The following is an 18,439-nucleotide window of genomic DNA, read 5'->3' on the forward strand; positions in this document are numbered from 1 at the left end:
GTGTAGTGATAGGTCGAGCGCGGCGCCGGAACCGCGCGGCAGGCGCGGCGGATCGAGACCCGGAACGCCGCCTTCACCAAGTCGATCATCTCTCTGCCCCGCTCCGGCGTCAGATCTTTTTTTTGATGACCTCGGTCAGCATCTCCTTGTCCAGGGTCAGGTCGGCGACAAGCTTCCGCAGTCGGCCGTTCTCCTCCTCGAGCTGCTTCAAGCGCCGCACCTCTGACGGCATCAGGCCACCATAAACCTTCTTCCAGCGAAAGAATGTGGCCTGGCTGATCCCCATCTTGCGGCACACCTCCTCGACAGAGGTGCCAGCCTCCGCCTGGTTCAGTGCGAACGCGATCTGCTGATCGGTAAACTTGGACTTCTTCATCGGCTACTGCCCCTCCATCCTGGGCGATCATAGCCGGAGAACTCTCACTCACACTGGTCCAGGAAACCGGGAGGAGACCACCCGCCAGGGCCCCGGGCTTCGAGCGGAGCCTCCTGCCCTTGGCGACGTTCTCCGAGGCCCCGGCTCGGGACCGGGGCGGTGGCGTCGTCTCGCATGGGTTCCGATCAGTGCGCGCTGGTATCAAACCTCGCGACGGGGGCGGCGCATACGGGCGGGATCGGTCGCTCCGCAACGCGTCGGGATGTCACCGAATGAAAAAGGGCGCCGGCGGCGCCCTTTCCGTGTTCCCGGGGACGTCGTGCTGTCAGCCCGCGTCCGCCGCTGCCGCGCGGGGCGTAGTCCGGTTGCCCGAGTTACCCAGCGGGTCCTCCTGGCGCTGCACCGAGCCCTCGAAATGCGCGCCCGACTCGATCGCGATCGTCTTGTGCACGATGTCACCCTCGACGCGCGCCGACGCGGTCAGCCGCACCTTGAGCCCGCGCACCCGGCCCACGACCTTGCCGTTGACGACGACATCGTCCGCGACGATCTCGCCGTTGATCTCGGCGCTTTCACCCACGGTCAGAAGGTGGGCACGCACGTCGCCCTCGATCTTGCCCTCGACCTGGATGTCGCCCGAGGTGATCACATTGCCCTTGATCGTGAGGTCGCTCGACAGGAGCGAGGGCGAGGGCTTCGGCTTGGCCGCGTAGGTCGGGGTCGGTGCCGTGGCCGACGCCGAAGCTGGCGCCGCGCTGGCTGAACTGGTCGAGCCCACGGTCGGCGCCGGGCCGCGCGGCTGTTCCGTCTTGTCGGTGGTTTCGCTGATCTTGCTCTTAGAGAACATCTCTTGCCGCCTCTATGAACTTCATCGGATTGACGGGTTCATCGTCGATCCGGACTTCGTAATGCAGATGGGTCCCGGTGCTGCGCCCCGTGTTGCCCATGTCTGCGATGAGATCGCCCCGCTCGACGCGTTGACCCAAGGTTACGCGGGCGCGGTCGAGGTGAGCATAGACAGTTTCGAACCCGAAAGCATGCCGAATCTTGACCATCACGCCATAGCCGCGCTGGCGCCCGGCATAGATCACGACACCGTCTGCCGTCGCGTGCACCGGCGTGCCGCGAGGCCCGGCGATGTCGATCCCGGCATGCATCGACATGCGCCGGCGCAGCGGGTCGCGGCGCGGCCCGAAGTTCGACGTGTAGCGGCCGCCCGACACAGGCAGCGCGAAGGGCAGCCGCTCGGCTGCGAAGCGCATCAGGTTCACCTGCTCGAGGTCCTGGATCAGGCTCGCGACCCTGCGGTCGCCCTCGTCCCCGGGGGTCTCGCCGTCCTCGATCGGCTCGAACGGGCCGCCCGAGCCGGAATAGTCGCGCGCCAGCTCGCCCAGGATCCGGTCGAGGTCGACATTGGCGCGGCGGAACATCTTCTCGAGTCCCGTGAGCCCGAACTGCGTGGCGCCCTCAAGCTGTGCCAGCAGCCGCTCCTGCCGCGCCTCGTAGCTGCCAAGCTCGGATTCGAGCTCGGCCACGCGCTCGTTCAGCGTCTCGCGGCGCGCGATGGCGAAGTCGCGCTCGGTGATCACCTCGTCGATCGCCCCGCTCACCGAGCCGAGCGTCGCCGCCAGCCCGTTGCGCGAGGCCTGTGCGTCGGCAAGGCCGAGCCGCAGGGCGATGAGCTCGCCGCCCAGGCGCTCGAGCCGCTCCTCCGCCTCGCGCCGGGCGCGGTTCAGGGAATCGACCTCGAAGCGCAGCGCGGCCACCTCGGTCTCGACCTCGTTCAGCTCGTGCGTCGCGCGCACCAGGTGCTGCTGCTTCTCGGAGAGCCGCGCGGTGGCGGCCTCGCGCCGCTCGTTGGCGCGGTTCAGTTCTTCCTCGAGCGCGATCTGCCGGGTTTCCATGGCGGCGATGCGGGCCTCGTAGGCCTCCTGCATCGCCGAGAGGCGCCCCTCGGCGCCCTTCACGTCGAGGGCGTTCGAGACGAAGGCATGCGTCGCGAACCCCGTCCAGCCGATCGCGGCGGCCGTGACGGCCGCGATGGCAAGCTGCGAAACCGGCCCGAGCGAGAAATACCTGGTTCGATTTCCGCTCCGCACGTAAACGCGCCGTTCCGGCAGCAGCCTCGACAAACGCTGCGAGGGCCCACCCTCATCGCTCGGCGTCATGCAGTGCCGCTCCTCACTGACCTCGTGTCCCGAAAATTTTTTATTCTGCGTCTTTTGCGCAACGCTATATCGGATGGGGCCACCTCAGGCAAACGTTTTTGCCCGCGCACACACCCCCGTGACAGAAGGAAAAAACGCAGTGACCGGCCCGGACGCGACGCCTTGCATGCAGCACCCCCACGCTGTGCCGCACGGTCTTCGCGGCCCGCTCCCGCGGCGCCGAATGGCGTCTGCCGCAACCCGCAAAGCCGTGGCGGAGCGGCGGACGCCACAATCTATAGCGCGCGAGCCGGGTCTGCGGCAAGCGGTGGATAAGCATCGCGGTCAGGCGACCCGGTCAGGAATGCCGGCGCAGGGCGCGACCGGCAGATCCGCATGCAGGACGGAGAGGCTCCGGCCGGGCCGGAGCGGAGCTTTCCGACCGGGCCGGCCGGGGCCTCGCCGCCGATTCGCGACCGCGCCGCTGGCGTCACAGCGCGCGGACGGCCTCCAGCACCTCGGCGACATGGCCGGGCACCTTCACGTTGCGCCAGACCCGCGCGATGCGCCCGTCGCGTCCGATCAGGTAGGTCGCGCGCTCGATGCCCATGTAGCTCTTGCCGTACATCGACTTCTCGACCCAGACGCCATAGCGCTCGCACAGGTCGCTGCTCTCGTCCGAGGCCAGAATGACCTTCAGCCCATGCTTGGCGGCGAACTTGTCGTGCTTCTTCGCCGGGTCCTTCGATACCCCGATGACCGCAGCACCCGCGGCACCGAACTCGGCGATTGCCTCGGAGAAGTCGACCGCCTCGCGGGTGCAGCCGGGGGTGTCGTCCTTGGGGTAGAAATAGAGCACGACCGGCTTGCCCGCATGATCGGCGAGCGACACGGTCGTCCCGCCCGTTCCCGGAAGCGAGAAGCTCGGTGCCGCGTCGCCGATCGCGGGGGAGTGGGTGTCCGTCATGTGTCGATCCTCGTTGGTCAGGGAAAGGCTCGGCGCCCTTACGAGGCGCCGCACGAAGCCGCGATCCCACGCCCATTGCAACGGCGCGGCGCAGCGAGCAAGTTAAGTCAGGGCGGTGAACTGACAAGCCGGAAGCGGCGACTGGGCAGGACGGGGCGGGGCGTGCGGTCGGCTGCTCCGACGGAACGGAGCGGATGGGCCTCCTCTCGGCATTTCGGGACGGGAACTCGCAGGCGCAGGATCGCGCGCGGCCGGGCATCGCGATGCGTGCCTGCGCGCTTGCGGCAGATCTGTGCTGGGGCGCGTGCCGCAACGGTCTGCGGCTGTGCCTCGCGGCGGTGATGCTGGCGCTGGTCGCGGCCGGGGCGGTGACGCTCGCGCTGCGCTCGGGGCCGATCGAGGTGCCCGCGCTCGCCGCGTTGGTCGCGGACGAGGTGAACGCGGGGCAGGGCGAGCTGCGCCTCTCCATCGGAACCGGGCTGATCGCCCTGACCCGGCGCGCCGGCGAGCCCGCCCTGCGCTTCCGCGACGTCGAGCTGCGCTCGGCCGAGGGGGACCTGCTGCTCGCGGTCCCCGAGATGGGGGCGCGGTTCAGCCTCGCGCGGCTCATCGCCGGCGAGGTGCGGGTGAGCCGCCTGTTCCTTCGCGGCCCGACCGCCGAGATCGTGCGCGAGCCGGATGGCCGCTGGCGCCTCGGCCTCGGGACCGGGATGACGCTGTCGCAGGGTACCGTCGATCCAGCCTCGGGGCCCGACGCGCCCGTGCCGGAGGCCGCGGGCGGCGAGGCCGACGGGGAGCGCCGAGCCGAGCGAGGCTTTGCCGTGGCCGGCGCGCTCCTCCACGGGCTGGCCGGGGGCGATGCCGCGCTGGCCGAGCTGGAGCTCCTCAGCGCCCTCACCATCCGCGATGCCCGGCTGACCTATCGCAACGCGGCGACCGGCGAGAGCTGGGTGACGGACGGCGCGACCCTGCGCGCGCGGCGCGACGGCGACGGCATGACGGCGGTGCTTGGCGTCGAGCTTGCCGAGAAGGCGGCCTCTCCACTCCGCACCGTGCGCGTCGCGCTTCGGCGGACCAGGGGTATCGAGGGGACCGAGATCGACCTCTCGCTGCACGGCGTGCGCCCGGCTCGGCTGGCCGACGGCGTGCCCGAACTGGACTGGCTCGCGCTGATCGACGCCCCGGTGGATGCGATCCTCGGCGGCCGGCTGGCCGATGACGGCCGGCTTGGCGTCGTCTCGGGCACGCTCTACGCGGGCGAGGGGGGCTTCGTCGGGACCGATGGCGCCCGCCTCGGCCCGGCCGGGTTCGACGCGCTGAAGATGGCCGTCACCTACGAGCCTGCGACCGAGCGGCTCGCGCTGTCGGAGATGGCGGTCTCGGGCGATGCCGGGTCGGTCGAGCTCGCGGGCTTCGTCGATGTCGAGCGGGACGATGCGGACCGGCTTCTGGGGATGGCGGGCCAGCTTGGGATCGCGCGGCTCGACCTCGACCTGCCCGAGCACTTCGCCGCGCCGCTGAGCTTCGACGGGGGCGAGCTGGTGGCCCGCGTCGGCTTCGAGCCGGTGACGGTCGAGATCGCCGCCGCGCGGCTCGACCAGGGCGCCTTCACGCTCGAGGCAGCGGGCCGCTTGCTGCGCGGGGCGGAGGGCTGGCAGGCCGACATGCGGGCGGAGGGGCGAAACCTGACGGTGGCGGGCCTCAAGGCGCACTGGCCGCTGCCCTTCGCCCCCAATGCGCGGAGCTGGGTGGCCGAGCACCTGCAATCGGGCGCGATCGAAATGCTGGTGGCCCAGTTCCGGAGCGGGCCGGGCACGCCGCAAGTGAGCCTCGATTTCAGCTATCGGGACCTCGTGTCGCGGTATCTGGGCGACATGCCGCCGATCCGCAATGCGGCGGGGCGCGGCTTCCTGCGTCTCGACGAGTTCATGCTCGAGATGGACGAGGGGCACGTCACGCCGGTCGAGGGGGCCGATGTCGCGCTCGACGGCTCGCGGCTCAGGATCAGCGACCTTTGGGGTCCGCGCACGCCTGCCGAGATCGACCTGAGGGGAACCGGCAAGCTGGGCGCGATCCTTGGGCTGATCGACCGTGAGCCTCTCGGGCTGGTCTCGAAGCTCGGCCTCGATCCCGCGGCGATCGAAGGAGAGGCGACCGTGGGGACCCGGCTGGGCTTTCCGCTACTGAAGGATCTGCTGCTCGAGGACGTGGAGGCTGACGCCGAAGCGCGTATCGAGGCGCTCGAGATGGCGCTGCAGACCGGGGCGGGGGAGCCGGTCGCGGTCGCGGGCCAGTCGGTTCGGCTGACCGCCTCGACGCGCGAGATGACGGTTTCGGGCGATGTGACGGCGGATGGCGTCCCATTGACCGTCGACTGGCGCGAGATCTACGGCGCGACGCCCGAGCGGCGCGAGATCGTCGCCCAAGGCCGCGCGACGCCGGGGCTGCTGGCGCGGTTCGGTGCGGCGCTTCCGGGCTTCGAGGCCGGAGCCGCCGAGATCCTCGCCCGCCTGTCGCAGGAGGGCGCGGCGCCGCCCGCCCTGTCGGTTTCGGCCGATCTGGCCGAGGCGCGCCTCGCGCTGCCGGAGCTGGGCTGGTCGAAGGCTGCGGGCGTGCCCGCGACGATCGAGGCCCAGGCGCGGCTCGGCCGCTCGGGCGGCGCCGAGATCACCGCCTTCGGCCTCGACGCGCCGGGCCTCGCGGCGCAGGGGACGCTCATGGTCGGGCCGTCGGGCGAGGTCGAGCGGGCCGCGGTCAGCCGCGTCGTGCTGGACGAGCGGGCCGATCTCGGGATCGTCTATTCCCGGCTGGGCGCGCGCGGGATCGCGGCGACGGTCCGCGGGCGCAGGCTCGATCTGTCGCTGCTCGACGACGTTCTGGGGGACGCGGACGGCGCGGCCGACGGTGCGGCAACGGCCGAGGCGGCCCCGCCCGGGCTTCCGGCGCCGCTCGCCGTCGAGTTCGATATCGAGGACTTGGCGCTGACCCCGAAACTGGGGATCCGCTCGGCCCGCGGGCGTGCCGACCGCGGCGAGGACGGCATGGTGAAGGTTGCGCTCGCCGGGGCGCTGAACGGCAAGGCGCCGGTGGATGCGAGCCTGCTGCTGCCGGCCGAGGGCGCAGGCACGCTCGAACTCGCTGCGCCCGATGCGGGGGCGTTCCTGCGAGCAACGGGCATCTCGGAAACCGCCCGCGACGGGCGCCTCACGCTGGCCGCCAAGCTGCATGACGGTGGCCTCGACCAGCTCGACGGCACGGTGCGCATGTCGGACATCACCCTCCGGGACGCCCCGACATTCGAGGGAATACTCAACAAGGGTGGCATCACGCAGGTGATGGCCGGCGGCCTTGCGTTCTCGAACGTCCAGATGCCGTTCGCATACGAGGCGGGCGTCATCACGCTTGGCACGACGATTGCCACCGGGCCCGCGCTGGCCGTCAAGCTCGACGGCACGATCGACGAGGAGACGGGCGCTCTCGACCTCGCGGGGGTGATCTCGCCCGCCTATGCGCTGACCGGCGTGCTCGACAACATCCCGCTGCTCGGGGCGCTCTTGTCCGGGGGCAAGGGCGAGGGCATCCTCGCCATGACCTTCGCGGTCGGCGGCACGATCGAGGAGCCCAGCTACACGGTCAACCCGCTCTCGCTGCTCACGCCGGGCATCCTGCGCCGGATCTTCACCTCGAAGGCGCGCGAGCCGGACGAACGCTTCCTCGAGGGGCTGGAGCGCGACGAGTGACGCGGCCGGATCCCGGCCCGCCTCAGACCACTCCCAGACCGGCCAGGATCTCGCGCGGCGTCGCGCCCGCGGCCCTCAGGGCCGCGACGCTCAGGTCCCGGTCGCGCTTGGCAAGCCGCCGACCCGACGCGTCCCGGATCAGGCGGTGGTGGCGGTATTCGGGCTCGGGCAGACCGAGGGCCGCCTGCAACAGGCGCTGGACCGGCGTCGCCGCGAACAGGTCGCGCCCGCGCGTCACCCGCGTCACGCCCTGGAAGGCGTCGTCCAGCACCACCGCGAGGTGATAGGCGGGCGCGCCGTCGCGGCGGCGCAGCACGATGTCCCCGGTCGCCGCCAGCAGGGCGGCTGGGTCGAGCATGATGCGCCCGGTTTCGCCGTCGGGTCCCGCGTCGTGTTCGGTGAAGCCGAGCCTGCCAACTGCCGCGGCCCCGCCGAGCGCCGCGATTGCCGCCGCGAGGTCGAGCCGGATGGCCGCGGGCCCGTCACCCGCCGGGCGCCCGCGGCAGGTTCCGGGGTAGACGATGCCGTCGGGGCCATGCGCGGCGGCTCCCCCCTCCTGCGGCGCCGAGGCGGCCTCGGCGATGTCGCGGCGCGAGCAGGTGCAGCGATAGGTCAGCCCGCGCACCCCGAGCGTCGCCAGCGCCGCCGCGTATGCCGCGAGCCGCGAGGACTGGAACAGCACCTCGCCATCCCAGTCGATCCCGAGCCACGCGAGGTCGCGCAGGATCCCCGCGACATGCTCTGGGCGCGCGCGCTCGCGGTCGAGGTCCTCGATGCGCAGCAGGAATCGCCCGCCCGCCGCCCGCGCGCCCGACCAGCCCAGCCAGGCCGAGAAGGCATGGCCAAGGTGCAACTCGCCCGTCGGGCTGGGCGCGAAGCGGTCGGTCAGCATGCCCGCCTCGGGTTCGTGCCCACGGGGCAGGGCGGGCGCGGCCGCGCATTGCTCAACCGCCGGCTGCGGCAGCGTGGCTTATTGCGCCGCACCATCATCTGCGATACCGTCTCGCAAATGCAGCAATCCGTCAGGCGAGCAGGATAGACACGATGTTCATGAAACCGGCCGAAAGCATCGAGGCGTGGACCAAGCCCACCAAGGCGGCGTTCGACTTCTGGGTCAGTTTCTGGCCGGTCGCCCCGGCCTTCGGCGTCGAGTGGCGCTTTGCCGAAGTGATGCCGCGCTTCACGCCCCGCATCCTCGAAACCGGCATGGAGCCCGAGGAAGCCCCGGCCGAGGCCGCCGCGCCGAAGAAGGCGAAGGCCGTGCGCAAGGCGCCGAAGCCGCATGCCGAACCCGCCGTCGATATCGTCGAGGCGGTCGAGGCCGCCATCGCCCCGGTCGATGCGCTGGTCGAGGCCGCGATCGAGAACGTCACGGGCATCGTCGACGCGATGAGCGAGGCTGCGGCCGCGCAGGGGGTGAATGCCGTCGACGCCCTGCCGAGCGAGGAGGCCGCGCCGGCCGCGAAGCCCGCCGGGCTTCTGGACGCGGCGCCCGCGAAGGCCGACGATCTCAAGCTGATCAAGGGGATCGGCCCGGCGCTGGAGGCACAGCTCAACGGTCTCGGCGTCTATACCTTCGCGCAGATCGCCGGGTTCTCGGACGCGGATCTCGCCTGGGTGGACGAGAACCTCACGGCCTTCAAGGGCCGCTGCTTCCGGGACGACTGGATCGGGCAGGCGCGCGCGCATCTGGGCTGAAGCCTCGCCGGGGCAGGCCCCGGCCCGGGAATGTCATTGGCCCGCGCCGCTCGCCGGCGCGGGCTTTGCTGTTTCAGCTGGCCGCCGCGACGATGGGCAGGAAATCGCCCGCCTTGAGGCTCGCGCCGCCGACCAGCCCGCCATCGACATTGCCGACCGCGAAGATCTCGGCCGCGTTCGTGGGCTTGACCGAGCCGCCATAGAGTAGCCGGAACCCGTCGGCGGCCCCCGTGCCGAAGCGGCTTGCCAGATCGGCGCGCATGAAGTCGTGGACTTCGGCGATCTCGGCCAGCGTCGGCGTGCGGCCGGTGCCGATGGCCCAGACCGGCTCGTAGGCGATCACAGTGTTCGCCGCCGTGGCCCCGCCGGGCACCGAGCCGCGAAGCTGCCGGCCGACGACGCCCAGCGTGTCGCCCGCGTCGCGGCTCGATTCCGTCTCGCCCACGCAGATGATGGCCACGAGACCCGCACGCCACGCGGCTTCGGCCTTGGCGCGCACCGCGGCATCGCTCTCGCCATGGTCGGCGCGGCGCTCGGAATGGCCGACGATGACATGCGAGGCGCCGGCATCGGCCAGCATCTCGGCCGACAGGTCGCCCGTGTGGGCACCCGACGCCGCCGCGTGGCAGTCCTGACCGCCGATGGCGACGCGGCTGTCGCGGGCGCGTGCGGCGAAGGCGGCGATCAGCGTGGCCGGCGGGCAGATGACGACCTCGGCCCCGCCTGCCGCGCCCGCGATCAGCGCATCGAGTTCCGAGACCGAGCCCGCGAGCCCGTTCATCTTCCAGTTTCCGGCGGCAATCTTCACGCGCGGCATCCTCGCCTCTCCCGCTTGCTCATGGGTCAGGCGAGTCATAGGCGAGCCGCCCGGGCCGGGCAACCCGGGGGCAGGGGGCTCAGGCGTCCCGGAACTTGATCGACTCGCCGCAGCCGCAGGCCTCGGACACGTTCGGATTGTTGAACACGAATCCCGATTCCAGCAGCGATGCGCGGTAGTCGATCTCGGTGCCGAACAGGAACATCTGCGCCATCGGCGCGATCATCACGCGCGCGCCGTCCTGCTCGACCACGACGTCATGCTGCCCGATCTCTGTGGCGTGCTCCATGGTGTATTCCATGCCGGCGCAGCCACCCTTCTTCACGCCGATCTTGAGCCCCTTCACGCCGCCCTCCGAGCGGTCCATCAGCCTGCGGATCTGCCGCACGGCTGCGGGGGTGAGCGTGACCGGGTCCTTGCCGGGTATGCCGAACATTCAAACCGTCTCCCTGGATCGGATCACATGAAGCCCAGCTCGAGCCGGGCCTCGTCGGACAGCTTATCCATGCCCCAGGGCGGGTCCCAGACAAGCTGCACGTTGACTGTCTTGACGCCCGGCAGCGGCTCGACGGCGTCGGCCACCCAGCCCGGCATCTCGCCCGCCACCGGGCAGCCCGGCGCGGTCAGGGTCATGTCGATCTCGACATTGTTCTCGCCGTCGATGGCGATGCGGTAGACCAGGCCCAGATCGTAGATGTTCACCGGGATCTCGGGGTCGTAGACCGTGCGGCACGCCTCGACCACGTCCGCGTAGAGCGGGTGCTCGGTCGAGGAGGGGGCGATCAGCGTGTCGCCCTCGGTGCGGGGCATCGCGTCCATGGCGTTCACCTCTGCGACGACAGGTTGGCGATCAGCGCCTCGGTCCGGCGCCGGACTTCGTCGGCCATCTTGTGCGCCTTGTCCTGGTCCTCGAGCGGGTAGCGCAGCATTGCGTCCACGGCACTTTCCTGCGTGTGGCTCGCGGCCTTGAGGATCGCGCTCTCGACGGCGGCGGCGATCTCGTCGCGCTGCGTCGGGCCAAGCTTCGCGCCGAGCGATTTCTCGATCAACTCGATCGCCTCGTCCCTGAACGTCCTGAGCTTGGTCATCGCGCAACTCCGCTGCTTTCCCGAGTGTTCATATAAGGATTACCCCCTCGGCGTCCAGAGCGTCCGCCCCGGCAGGCGTGGCCGTCCGAAGCGGCGGCGGAGCACGGGCTCTCGCGGAGGGCCGGGCAGGCGGGCCGAGTTGCGCGGGCGCGCGGGGCGCTCTAGGAGGTGTCGAGGCAGGATGGGACCCCGGCAGGCATGACCTCACGCTTTCGTTTCCAGATCGAGGCGCGCGACGGGCGCGCCCGCACCGGCCGGATCTTCACGCCCCGGGGCGAGATCCGCACGCCCGCCTTCATGCCGGTGGGCACGGCGGCGACCGTGAAGGCGATGCTGCCCGAAAGCGTCGCAGCCACCGGTGCCGACATCATCCTCGGCAACACCTACCACCTGATGCTGCGGCCGGGGGCCGAGCGCATCGACCGGCTGGGCGGGCTGCACGGCTTCATGAACTGGGGCAAGCCGATCCTGACCGATTCGGGCGGCTTCCAGGTCATGTCGCTGGCCGAGCTGCGCAAGCTCAGCGAGGAGGGCGTGCGGTTCTCGAGCCACGTCGATGGCAAGCGCCACATGCTGAGCCCGGAAAGCTCGATGGAGATTCAGCGGCTGCTCGGCTCGGACATCGTGATGGCCTTCGACGAGTGCACGCCCTTCCCGGCCGACGAGCCGACCGCGCGGACGTCGATGGAGCTGTCGATGCGCTGGGCGCGCCGCTCGCGCGAGGCGTTCGGGGACCGGCCGGGCCACGCGCTGTTCGGCATCCAGCAGGGCAGCGTCTACCCGGAGCTGCGCGCCCAATCGGCGGAAGCGCTGACCGCGATCGGCTTCGACGGCTACGCGATCGGCGGGCTCGCGGTGGGCGAGGGTCAGGAGCGCATGTTCGGTGTGCTGGATTACGCGCCGGGGATGCTGCCCGACGACCGGCCGCGGTACCTGATGGGCGTGGGCAAGCCCGACGACATCGTCGGCGCGGTCGAGCGGGGCGTGGACATGTTCGACTGCGTGCTGCCGACCCGATCGGGCCGCACGGGGCAGGCCTTCACGCGGCGCGGCGCGGTCAACATCAAGAACGCCCGCCACGCCGACGACCCGCGCCCGCTCGATCCCGACTGCGGCTGTCCCTGCTGCGCCGGCTACAGCCGGGCGTACCTGCACCACGTCTTCAAGGCGGGCGAGATCATCGCGGCCATGCTGATCACCTGGCACAACCTGCACTACTACCAGGAACTGATGGCCGGCCTGCGGCGGGCAATTGCCGAGGGGCGGCTCGCGGCGCATGTCGCGGCGTTCCACGCCCGGCGGGCCGAGGGGGATATCGAGCCGATCTGACGGCCGGGGCGCGGCACGGCTTCGGGCGGCGCAGGCCGTTCATGCGTGAAAGCCGCGCTGGCCTTCACCGGCCTGTTCGGATCGGGACCCATCGGCGAAGACCCGCTGCCCAATCCCCCGAGCCGGAGCTTCGCAGGCATCGCCATGCGCAGGAGATTCCAGCTCAGGCCCGGGTCGCGAATCCCGCCCGGACCGCGAGAGCCCGGGTCGCCGCGACGCGGCATCGCGCAACGCCATGCGGGATCGGACCGATACGACAACGGGCGCCGGATCGCTCCGGCGCCCGCCCGCTCGAAAGCCGCGATGGGTCAGAAGCGGAGCGTGCCGCCGATCGAGAAGATATGCGCGCCGCCGTCGTACTGCAGCGAGGTGCCGGCGAGCGGGCCCCGCTGAAGCGTCACGTCGGGGTCGTCGAGCGCGTGGAGGTAGGAATAGGCCGCGTCGATCGACATCGAGTCGGTGAGGCGGTAGCTGGCGCCGAGCGACAGCCAGAGGCGATCCTCGTCCGGAACGCGCACGGTGCGGAAGGCGTCCGAGGTCGGGGTCTCGTCCCAGGCGACGCCGCCGCGCAGCGTGAAGCTGCGGGAGATGTCATACTCGGCGCCCAGCGAGACGAAGAAGGCGTCGTCGTAATTCTGGACGTCCGAGAAGGCGAGGCCGGGCGCGTTCGTCGCGCTCACGTCGATCCGGTCGAAGCGCGACCAGTTGATCCACCGCCCTTCGAGCATCACCCGCAGGTCCTCGCCGACGTCCTGGGTCACGCCGATCTGCACCCAGTTCGGCAATTCTGTCTTGGCAACGCCGGTTATACCCGCAGTTTCCGGGATGCCGCCGGCAAGCCCGCCAAAGATGGCGGTATTGAAATCTAACTCGTAGCCATGATGGTAAGCGGCGCCGATGCGGGTACCCTCCAGTGGTTCATACAGCGCTCCGAATGAGAAACTTACAGAATACTGGCTGCCGTCGAGATTGACGGCCGCGCTGGTCAGGCGCGCATCCGCGTAGAGAATGTCCAGCGACGCGCCGAAGGTGAGGTTGTCGAGCACGTCATAGGCGATCGTCGGGGCGATCACGACGGTGCGCAGCTCGGAGGTGCGGCCATCGACCATCCCCGGCCAGAAGGTGGGGTATTCGGTCTTGAGGCCGAAGGGCGCATAGCTGGTCAGGCCGACGACGAGATCTTCGTTGACCCGGAAGCCCGCGGCGAAGGCGGGGACGACGCCGGTGCGGTCGGCATCGAATTCCTGCCCGGCAAAGGGGCCGTTGGTGAAGGTGCCGTCCGAGATCGGGGCGACGACCGAGACATTTCCGCCGATCTCGAAGTTCTCGACCGTCGTCAGCGCCGCCGGGTTGAAGGTCGCGAAGGTGACGTCGGATGCCGCCGACGCCGTGCCCGCGAGGGACGTGCCCATGCCCTTGGCCGAGCGCTCGTTGAGCTGGAAGGCACCGGCCTGCGCGCCGCTTGCCGTCATGCCGATCGCGATGAGTGCTGTGGTTGCGATCAAACCACTCTTGGCAATCCTGTTCACCATCTTCCTCGTGTCCTGGTGCGATCCTCGCCGTCGTCCTGACGCCGCATCGTTCGCTGCGCGGCACTTGAATTCAGCGCTCATTGCAGGGTTACGTGCACGTAAGCAAGCGGTGACGCTACGGCATGGCGGTGAATTTGGTGTGATCGGCAGCGCCTCCGGAGAAACAATTCCGTGTCCGGTCGGACATGAAACGGTGATGCGCCCGAAATCGTTGCGACATGGTGCGGCCTTGCGGCACCGGGGGGCCTGGGGCTCTGGACGTGCCGGGACGCCCGCGCCATTATCGCGCCGCATCGAAGGGAGCGAGTCGCATGAGCATCCTCAGCGAGATCTTCACCTGGTGGAACGGCCAGACCATGGGCACGCGCCTCTACACCGCCCGCAATGGCGAGTTGGTGGGCGAGGACGAGGCGGGCAACCGCTTCTATCGCAGCCGCGACGGCAAGCGCCGCTGGGTGATCTACAACGGCGAGGCCGAGGCGAGCCGCGTCTCGCCCGACTGGCACGGCTGGCTGCACCACACCTTCGACGAGGCGCCGTCCGAGAGCCCGCTGCCGCGCAAGGGCTGGGAGAAGCCGCATGTCCCCAACATGACCGGCTCGGCCGAGGCCTATCACCCGCCGGGCAGCGTGCTTACGCCGGCACGGCGGCCGCGCGCGACCGGGGATTACGACGCCTGGCAGCCCGAGTAACCGGCATGGCAAGCAACACGGCCGAGACGCTGATCGGCGCCATCGTCCTTGCGGTGGCCGGGGGGTTCCTGGTCTACGCCGCGAACACCGCCGACCTCGGCTTCGGCAAGGCCGACGGCTATCGCGTGGTCGCGAATTTCCGCAAGGCCGAGGGCATCGCGGTGGGCGGCGACGTGCGCATCGCCGGCGTCAAGGTCGGCTCGATCACCGACATGGAGCTGAACAGCAAGACCTATTTCGCGGCCGTGACGCTGACGCTCCAGAACGGGATCGAGATCCCCGAGGACTCGGTCGCCAAGATCACCTCGGCCAGCCTGCTGGGCGATTCCTATGTCGCGATCGACCCCGGCGCGGCCGAGTTCATGCTGGCCGATGGCGACGAGCTGGTGAACACGCAGAGCTCGGTCTCGGTCGGCGACCTGATCGGGCGGTTCATCCACGGGGCACCGACCGAGTGAGCGCGGCGTCGGGCGAGGGGCGGGGTAGCGACGCCTGGTCGGCCGCGAACTACGCGCAGAACGCCCGTTTCGTAAGCGACCTGGGCGCGCCAGTGCTGGCGCTGCTCGATCCGCGGCCGGGCGAGGACATCCTCGACCTCGGCTGCGGCGACGGGGTGCTGAGCCTCCGGCTGGTCGAGGCGGGGGCCCGCGTCGTGGGGGTGGATGCCTCGGTAGACATGGTTGCAGCAGCACGGGCGCGCGGCATCGACGCGCGGCTGGCGGATGGCCATGCGCTGGAGTTCGAGCGCGCCTTCGATGGCGTCTTCTCGAACGCGGCGCTGCACTGGATGACTCGGCCCGACGCGGTGATCGCGGGCGTGGCGCGGGCACTGCGGCCCGGCGGGCGCTTCGTGGCTGAGTTCGGCGGCGCGGGCAACGTGGCGGCGATCCGCACGGCGATCATCTCGGTGCTGTTGCACGATCACGGGATCGAGACGACGCTCGACGACATCTGGTATTTCCCGACCGAGGGCGAGCATCGCGCGCGGCTCGAGGCCGGTGGGTTCGAAGTCGAGGAGATCGCGCTGATCCCGCGCCCGACGCCGGTGTCGGCAGGGATCGAGGCGTGGCTCGCGACGCTGGCCGCGCCGGCGCTGGGGCTTCTGCCCGCGGCCCGGCGCGCGGCGGCGGCGGCGCGGATCGGTGCGCTGCTGGCCCCCGCGCTGCGCGACCGCGAGGGGAACTGGCGGGCCGATTATGTGCGATTGCGCTTCCGCGCCCGGCTGCGCTAGGAGGGGGCGATGCGCTGCACCCGTCTGATCGCGACCGTTCTGGCGGCGGCCCTCGCGGGCCTGCCGGGGCTCGCGCTCGCGCAGACCGGCGGGGCGATCGAGGAGAGCCCGCTCGAGCCGCTGCGCCCGCGCCTGCCGGGCGGCACCGTGGTGACGCCGGAGACGCGCAATCCGCTGCCCGGCGGGATCACTGTCGTGCCCGGCGAGCCTGCGGGTGGGGCAGACACCACGGCGCCCGGCACGGAGGCGGCGGCGCCCGGCCAAGCCGGGCTCGGGCTGCCAGCCGGGGACGGGGCCGAGACGCCTGCCGACGCGGACCCGCTGCCGGGCGGAGCAGCTGCGGGCGCGGCGACCGCGACCCTGCCGCCCGAAAGCGAGGAGCAGCCGGGAGCGGACCTCTTCAAGCGCGCCCCGCCGGGAACCGGCAGCGTGCTGGGCGCGCAGGCGCCGGAACTGATCGAGCCGGTGGCACGCGAGGACGCCCCGGGCGCCGTGCTGCGCCAGCTCGACAAGCTGACCGGGCGCATCGACACCTTCGATCTGAAGGCGGGCGAGGAGGCCACGGTCTCGCGCCTGCGCGTGGCGCTGACCGAGTGCCGGTTGCCCGAGGACGGGACCAGCGGCAACCACATCGCCTTCCTGCGGATCTGGGACACCAAGCGTCCGGATGCGCCGCCGGTGTTCGCGGGCTGGATGTTCGCCGACAGCCCGGCGCTGTCGGCCATGGACCACCCGCGCTACGACCTCTGGGTGATCCGCTGTATCACCGCCTCGGGGTCCGAGTCGGCGGTGAACCGGTAGAAATCGGCGTCGCGCGTTACCGCCTCGTCCAGCATTCGCAGATAGGCCGCGCGCGAGATGCTGATCGCCCCCAGGCTCTCGAGATGCGGCGTGAGGAATTGCGTGTCGAGGAGCTGATATCCTCCCGCCCGCAGCCGCGCTACGAGATGGGCAAGCGCGAGCTTCGAGCTGTCGGTCGCGCGGCTGAACATGCTCTCGCCGAAGAAGGCCGCGCCGCGGCTCACCCCGTAGAGCCCGCCGACCAGGCGGCCCCCGATCCGGATCTCGACAGAATGGGCATGACCCATGTCGTGGAGTGCGGTGTAGAGGCGGCGGATCGGGCGGTTGATCCAGGTCTCGGGCCGGGCGGCGCAGGCGTCGAGCACCTCGCCGAAGGCGCGATCGACCGTGACCGTGTAGTCGGCGCGGCGCATCCGGCGGCGCAGGCTGCGCGAGAGGTGGAAGCCGTCGAGCGGGATGATGCCGCGCTGGCGCGGCTCGACCCAGAAGACCTCGTCGGCCTCGGCCGAATCGGCCATCGGAAAGACGCCGGCCTCGTAGGCGCGCAGGAGCAGGGCTGGCGTGATCTCGGGCGGTTGCGGGTCGTGGTCCTTCATGGGCTGAACCTTGGCGCGGCGATTTTCCGAGACTAGGGCCGCCCGCGCCGTCGCGCCTTGAGCGAGATCATGTCATCTCGCGTTTCAGCCAGTCCTCGAGCCAGTGGATGTTGTAGGCGCCGGCGCGCACGGCGGGCGTATCCACCAGCTCGCGGAACAGCGGTGCCGTGGTGTCGATACCGTCGACCACCAGCTCGCCCAACGCGCGCTTGAGCCGCTGGAGCGCGGCCTCGCGGGTAGCGCCATGCACGATCAGCTTGCCGATCAGGCTGTCGTAATAGGGCGGCACGCGGTAGCCGGAATAGAGCGCCGAATCCATCCGCACGCCATAGCCGCCGGGCGCGTGATAGGCCGCGACGAGGCCGGGGCAGGGGGCGAAGCTGGGCACGCGCTCGGCATTGATGCGCACCTCGATGGCATGGCCGTTGGGCACCAGCTCGTCCTGCGTCACCGACAGGCCCTCGCCCGCGGCGATGCGGAGCTGCTCCACGACGAGGTCGATGCCGTAGACCATCTCGGTCACCGGGTGCTCGACCTGCAGGCGGGTGTTCATCTCGATGAAGTAGAACTCGCCGTTCTCGTAGAGGAACTCGATCGTGCCGACGCCGCGATAGCCCATCTCGGCCACCGCCTTGGCGCAGGTCTCGCCGATGCGGGCGCGCGTGGCCGCGTCGATGGCGGGCGAGGGCGCCTCCTCCAGCACCTTCTGGTGGCGCCGCTGCAGCGAGCAGTCGCGCTCGCCCAGGTGCACGGCGCGGCCCATGCCGTCGCCCACCACCTGGATCTCGATGTGGCGCGGCAGGGTGAGGTATTTCTCGAGGTAGACGGCATCGTCGCCGAAGGCGGCCTTGGCCTCGGCGCGCGCCTGGCTGAAGGCCGCCGGCAGCTCGGCTGCCGTGCGCGCGACCTTCATGCCGCGCCCGCCGCCGCCCGCGGCGGCCTTGACCAGCACCGGATAACCGATCCCCTCGGCCACGCCGCGCGCCTCGTCGATCGTGGCGACCCCGCCGTCCGAGCCCGGCACGCAGGGCACGCCCAGGCGCTTCATCGTGTCCTTGGCGGCGATCTTGTCGCCCATCAGGCGGATATGGTCCGAGGTGGGGCCGATGAAGGTGAGCCCATGCTCCTCGACCATCTGGGCGAAGCCCGCGTTCTCGGACAGGAAGCCGTAGCCGGGATGCACGGCTTCGGCGCCCGTGATCTCGCAGGCGGTGAGGATGGCGGGCTGGTTGAGGTAGCTCTGCAGCCCCGGCGGCGGGCCCACGCAGACGCTTTCGTCGGCCAGGCGCACATGCATTGCGTCGGCGTCGGCGGTCGAGTGGATCGCCACCGTCTGGATGCCCATCTCGCGGGCCGCGCGCACCACCCGCAGCGCAATCTCACCGCGGTTCGCGATCAGAATCTTCTTGAACAAGGGCGGGCCCC

The 18,439-nt window shown here is 70.7% G+C and carries 18 protein-coding genes and 1 pseudogene; 7 read left to right on the plus strand and 12 right to left on the minus strand.

Annotated elements, in window-relative coordinates; all coding sequences use genetic code 11:
* From M1105_RS17170 to M1105_RS17185, 4 genes and pseudogenes are all read right to left on the minus strand, one after another.
* A pseudogene (locus M1105_RS17170) lies at positions 1 to 376 on the minus strand (transposase); the annotation flags it as partial.
* Positions 377 to 701: 325 nt separating this feature from the next.
* Positions 702 to 1,223, minus strand: coding sequence for a bactofilin family protein (locus tag M1105_RS17175; RefSeq protein WP_249581613.1), 522 nt, complete (start codon positions 1,221 to 1,223; stop codon positions 702 to 704).
* Positions 1,213 to 2,544, minus strand: coding sequence for a DUF5930 domain-containing protein (locus M1105_RS17180; RefSeq protein ID WP_249581614.1), 1,332 nt, complete (start codon positions 2,542 to 2,544; stop codon positions 1,213 to 1,215). Before M1105_RS17180 ends, M1105_RS17175 begins: the two co-directional genes overlap by 11 nt.
* A 469-nt stretch (positions 2,545 to 3,013) precedes the next feature.
* Complete coding sequence (locus M1105_RS17185) at positions 3,014 to 3,490, minus strand: peroxiredoxin (protein WP_249581615.1); 477 nt, start codon at positions 3,488 to 3,490, stop codon at positions 3,014 to 3,016.
* A gap of 194 nt (positions 3,491 to 3,684) precedes the next feature.
* On the opposite strand from M1105_RS17185, the gene M1105_RS17190 reads away from it, so the two are divergent.
* A complete protein-coding gene (locus M1105_RS17190) occupies positions 3,685 to 7,230 on the plus strand; it encodes a DUF3971 domain-containing protein (protein WP_249581616.1) in 3,546 nt (1,181 codons plus the stop codon).
* Positions 7,231 to 7,252: 22 nt separating this feature from the next.
* On the opposite strand, the gene gluQRS is transcribed toward M1105_RS17190, so the two are convergent.
* Positions 7,253 to 8,122 (minus strand): tRNA glutamyl-Q(34) synthetase GluQRS, encoded by an 870-nt coding sequence (gluQRS, locus tag M1105_RS17195; RefSeq protein WP_249581617.1) that lies wholly within the window; start codon positions 8,120 to 8,122, stop codon positions 7,253 to 7,255.
* 152 nt (positions 8,123 to 8,274) lie between these two features.
* On the opposite strand from gluQRS, the gene M1105_RS17200 reads away from it, so the two are divergent.
* Positions 8,275 to 8,928 (plus strand): hypothetical protein, encoded by a 654-nt coding sequence (locus M1105_RS17200; RefSeq protein WP_249581618.1) that lies wholly within the window; start codon positions 8,275 to 8,277, stop codon positions 8,926 to 8,928.
* 73 nt (positions 8,929 to 9,001) lie between these two features.
* Here M1105_RS17200 and tpiA read toward each other — a convergent pair whose 3' ends face one another.
* From tpiA to M1105_RS17220, 4 genes are all read right to left on the minus strand, one after another.
* Positions 9,002 to 9,745, minus strand: a complete 744-nt coding sequence (gene tpiA, locus M1105_RS17205; protein WP_249581619.1) for a triose-phosphate isomerase — start codon at positions 9,743 to 9,745, stop codon at positions 9,002 to 9,004.
* 79 nt (positions 9,746 to 9,824) lie between these two features.
* Positions 9,825 to 10,181 (minus strand): HesB/IscA family protein, encoded by a 357-nt coding sequence (locus M1105_RS17210; protein WP_249581620.1) that lies wholly within the window; start codon positions 10,179 to 10,181, stop codon positions 9,825 to 9,827.
* Between the two features lie 23 nt (positions 10,182 to 10,204).
* Entirely contained in the window at positions 10,205 to 10,564 is a 360-nt protein-coding gene (locus M1105_RS17215) for an SUF system Fe-S cluster assembly protein (RefSeq protein WP_249581621.1), read from the minus strand.
* Positions 10,565 to 10,569: 5 nt separating this feature from the next.
* Complete coding sequence (locus M1105_RS17220; protein ID WP_249581622.1) at positions 10,570 to 10,833, minus strand: hypothetical protein; 264 nt, start codon at positions 10,831 to 10,833, stop codon at positions 10,570 to 10,572.
* 198 nt (positions 10,834 to 11,031) lie between these two features.
* On the opposite strand from M1105_RS17220, the gene tgt reads away from it, so the two are divergent.
* Positions 11,032 to 12,162 (plus strand): tRNA guanosine(34) transglycosylase Tgt, encoded by a 1,131-nt coding sequence (tgt, locus tag M1105_RS17225; RefSeq protein WP_249581623.1) that lies wholly within the window; start codon positions 11,032 to 11,034, stop codon positions 12,160 to 12,162.
* 308 nt (positions 12,163 to 12,470) lie between these two features.
* Here the strand turns inward: tgt and M1105_RS17230 are convergent, their stop codons facing one another.
* A complete protein-coding gene (locus tag M1105_RS17230) occupies positions 12,471 to 13,634 on the minus strand; it encodes an OmpP1/FadL family transporter (protein ID WP_249581624.1) in 1,164 nt (387 codons plus the stop codon).
* A gap of 371 nt (positions 13,635 to 14,005) precedes the next feature.
* Between M1105_RS17230 and M1105_RS17235 the strand changes: the two genes are divergently transcribed.
* The 4 genes from M1105_RS17235 to M1105_RS17250 are packed head-to-tail and all read left to right on the plus strand — an operon-like array spanning position 14,006 to position 16,418.
* Entirely contained in the window at positions 14,006 to 14,386 is a 381-nt protein-coding gene (locus M1105_RS17235) for an NADH:ubiquinone oxidoreductase subunit NDUFA12 (RefSeq protein WP_249581625.1), read from the plus strand.
* A gap of 5 nt (positions 14,387 to 14,391) precedes the next feature.
* The gene (gene mlaD, locus M1105_RS17240) at positions 14,392 to 14,844 is read left to right on the plus strand and encodes an outer membrane lipid asymmetry maintenance protein MlaD (protein WP_249581626.1); all 453 of its coding nucleotides are present in this window, start codon (positions 14,392 to 14,394) and stop codon (positions 14,842 to 14,844) included.
* Entirely contained in the window at positions 14,841 to 15,617 is a 777-nt protein-coding gene (locus M1105_RS17245; RefSeq protein WP_249581627.1) for a class I SAM-dependent methyltransferase, read from the plus strand. The genes mlaD and M1105_RS17245 overlap by 4 nt, the downstream gene beginning before the upstream one ends.
* Before the next feature lie 9 nt (positions 15,618 to 15,626).
* Entirely contained in the window at positions 15,627 to 16,418 is a 792-nt protein-coding gene (locus M1105_RS17250) for a DUF2155 domain-containing protein (protein ID WP_249581628.1), read from the plus strand.
* Here the strand turns inward: M1105_RS17250 and aat are convergent.
* On the minus strand, positions 16,355 to 17,014 hold the full coding sequence (gene aat, locus M1105_RS17255) for a leucyl/phenylalanyl-tRNA--protein transferase (RefSeq protein ID WP_249581629.1): 660 nt from the start codon (positions 17,012 to 17,014) through the stop codon (positions 16,355 to 16,357). The two genes, M1105_RS17250 and aat, sit on opposite strands and share 64 nt — an antisense overlap.
* A 67-nt stretch (positions 17,015 to 17,081) precedes the next feature.
* Positions 17,082 to 18,428, minus strand: a complete 1,347-nt coding sequence (gene accC, locus M1105_RS17260; RefSeq protein ID WP_249581630.1) for an acetyl-CoA carboxylase biotin carboxylase subunit — start codon at positions 18,426 to 18,428, stop codon at positions 17,082 to 17,084.
* Positions 18,429 to 18,439: the final 11 nt, after the last annotated feature.

Origin of the sequence: Thermohalobaculum sediminis, assembly GCF_023487995.1 — a bacterium.
Lineage (GTDB): Bacteria > Pseudomonadota > Alphaproteobacteria > Rhodobacterales > Rhodobacteraceae > Thermohalobaculum > Thermohalobaculum sediminis.